4 protein-coding genes are annotated in these 2,801 nt (G+C 75.0%); all 4 read right to left on the reverse strand.

The features are described 5' to 3' along the window. On the reverse strand, positions 1-365 hold a 365-nt coding region (locus VGD44_RS18665), incomplete at its 3' end, for an amidohydrolase family protein (protein ID WP_331089879.1). Then, positions 362-1,378 (reverse strand): CoA transferase, encoded by a 1,017-nt coding sequence (locus VGD44_RS18670; RefSeq protein WP_331089880.1) that lies wholly within the window; start codon positions 1,376-1,378, stop codon positions 362-364. The genes VGD44_RS18670 and VGD44_RS18665, both read right to left, overlap by 4 nt. Beyond that, complete coding sequence (locus VGD44_RS18675) at positions 1,375-2,355, reverse strand: enoyl-CoA hydratase/isomerase family protein (protein WP_331089881.1); 981 nt, start codon at positions 2,353-2,355, stop codon at positions 1,375-1,377. The genes VGD44_RS18670 and VGD44_RS18675 overlap by 4 nt, the downstream gene beginning before the upstream one ends. A gap of 32 nt (positions 2,356-2,387) precedes the next feature. Beyond that, positions 2,388-2,801: class I adenylate-forming enzyme family protein (locus VGD44_RS18680; protein ID WP_331089882.1), on the reverse strand; the 414-nt coding region annotated here is incomplete at its 5' end.

The following is a 2,801-nucleotide window of genomic DNA, read 5'->3' on the forward strand; positions in this document are numbered from 1 at the left end:
ACGCGAAGGCGATGGTTCGGCGCGAGCCGGTCCAGGTCGGCGCGGGCCAGCTCGCCGGCCATGGTCTCGTGATAGCCCAGGACGCGGATCCAGGCGCCGGGCGGCCGGGCCGCGGCGGCCTCGGCGATCCGCGCGGCGAAGGCGGCGGCCGTCGCAACGCCGTCGAGGCTCACGGACTCCGCCCGCGCCGCCAGGCCGAGGAGATGGATGTGGTGGTCGCAGAGGCCGGGGATCAGCGCCCCGCCGCGCCCGTCGATCTCTTCGTCGCGCCCGGGGAGCTTCGGCCCGATCTCGGCGATCCGGCCGGCCGCGAGGCGCACGTCCAGGCCGGGTCGCCCGGCGACCTCGACGTCGCGCAGGATCATGTCGCCAGACCCAGCTTCGCCGCCGCCCCGGCCGCCGACCGCGCCAGCGACACGTCGACCAGCACGCCGCCGCCCTGTTCCAGCGCTCGCAGCGCGCCGGCCGCCGCCGCCAGCCCCGTCACCGGGTCGGCCAGGGCGTCGCCCAGGAAATGCGGCGCCTCGTCGGCCCATCCCACCAGCCCGCCGGCGGCCGCGGCGTCGTCGCCGAACGCGACGCGGCCCGATGCCTCGCCGGCCCAGCCGTAGCCGGTGATCGCCACCCAGACGAGCCCGGGGTTGGCCGCGAAGACGCCTTCCGGCTCCAGACCCAGGCCGGCGAAAGCGCGCGGCCGGGCGCCGGTGATCAGCACGTCGGCCGCCTCGACCAGGCGGCGCAGGCGCGCGCGCCCTTCCGCCTCGGTGAAGTCGAACGCGAGGTGCATCTTGCGGCCGTTGAGCCGGCGCGCGAACTCGGGCGTCACCTCGCGGGTGGGGTCCGGGCGGTGGACGCTCTCCACCTTCGAGACCGTCCACCCCATGGCCGCCAGGATCGCGCCGCACAGGGGCCCGGCCCAGAGCGCCGACAGGTCGACCACCCGCGGCGTCCGATCGCGCCGCGCCGGGCGGCCCAGCGGGAGCGCGGGCGCGGCCACGCTGTCGCTTCGCACCTCCCCCACCGCCGCGGCCGGCAGCCCCAGCAGGGCCGCGCGCTGCACAAGCTCCTCGCAGTCCAGCCCGCCCAGGTGGGTCTCGACGGCCTCCCAGGCATCGTCCGCGCCGTTGCGGCCCAGCCAGGCGGGAACCAGGTCGCGGTCCTCGGGGCGAGCCAGGTTCAGCGCCATCCAGCCGTCGGTGGCGCGCACCATGCGGCAGGCGCGATTGCACGAGATCCGCCCGCCCGGCGGGTCCAGGTCGAGGTGACCGCGCCGGTTGGTGACACCCAGGTCCGAGACGGCGACGCGGCGGCCCAGGCGCTCGGTCAACTCGCCGATCTCGGCCTCGAAGGCGCTGAGGACAGGCCGGAGCGGGTTCACACCGCCACCTCGTCCACCAGACCCCAGGCCAGGGCCGTGGCCAGGTCGATCTCGGCGCCCGAAATGGCCATGTAGGCGGCACGGCGGCGACCGACGCGGCGCGGGATCGTGGCCGTGCCCCCGGCCCCGGGGATCAAGCCCATCGAAACTTCGGGCAGCCGGAACATCGCACCCGGCCGCGCCGTCACCCTTCCGGCCGCGGCCGGGACCTCGATCCCGGCGCCGACGCACGCCCCGTGCAGGTGGACGGTCAGACGCTCGGCAAGGTCGTGCGCCAGCCGGGCCGGCGAGCGCAGCGTGCGGATCAGGTGCGCCCGGCCGGGGTCGTCGGCGCGGCCGAACTCGTCCAGGTCGCCGCCGGCGCTGAAGGCGGGGCCTTCGCCGCTCAGGGACACAGGCAGGGCGTCGGGATGGTCCACGGCGAACGACAGCGCCTCCGAGAGCTCGTCGCGCATGCGCGCGTCGAATGCGTTACGGGCGGCGGGCCGGTTCAGACGGATCACGATTTCGCGCCCAACGGCGATCTTGACTCGCGGCGCGCCGTCGTCGGGCCGGTCGCGGGGCGGATTGGCGCGGCGCCAGGCCTTGAAGCCGTCCGACGCCAACAGCATCGAGTAGGCCAGCGACTCCAGCGCCAGCGCCTGGTCGAACGGCAGCGCGAGCGTCATCCGCAGCACCTGCGCGCAGGCCGCCGCCGCCGCGGGCTGGCGGGCCACGGCGGCCCTCAGCTCGCCGATCACGGCGTTCACCTGGGGCGGCGCAACGCCCACCCAGGGCCCCGGCGCGGCCGGATCGGCCGAAAGCAGGATGTCGAAGGGCTCCAGGCTCCCGCCGGGGACCGGCCCGTCGCGATGCACGCCCAGCTGCACGGCCCCGGCCGTCGGGGCCAGCGGCGGCGGATCGACCCCCAGCTCGGTCACGACCAGCCCGGCCCCACCCAGCTCGGTCAGATCGGCGATGAGGGCCTGGCTGCTCATCCTGAAATATTCGGTAGCGCGAACCCGGCGGGTTAGCGAGCCATCTCGGCCTTGAGCTGACGGCGCAGCAGCTTGCCGGTGTCGTTATAGGGCAGCGCGTCGCGGAAAGCCCAGACCTCCGGGGTCTTGGACGAGCGCAGGCGGGCCTTCACCCAGGCGGCCAGCTCATCGGCCGACGGCGTCGTCTCGCCGGCCACCACCACCGCGGCGACCTTCTCGCCCCACTCGTTGTCCGGCACGCCCAGTACGGCCACGTCCGCCACGCCGGGGTGCTCGCGCAGCACGTCTTCTATCTCGCCCGGACTCATGTTCTCGCCGCCGCGCACGATGACGTCGTCGAGCCGGCCTTCGACGAAGAGGTAGCCCTCCTCGTCCAGGAAGCCGCCGTCGTTGGTGGCGAACCAGCCCTCGTCGTCGATCACCTTCTTCGACGTGTACTCGCCCGA

The organism is Phenylobacterium sp., from assembly GCF_036402295.1.
Classification (GTDB): Bacteria; Pseudomonadota; Alphaproteobacteria; order Caulobacterales; family Caulobacteraceae; genus Phenylobacterium.

Excerpts from the sequence above, each read along its gene's own strand:
- VGD44_RS18675 (WP_331089881.1), bottom strand. The coding sequence starts at position 2,355 with ATGAGCAGCCAGGCCCTCATCGCCGATCTGACCGAGCTGGGTGGGGCC.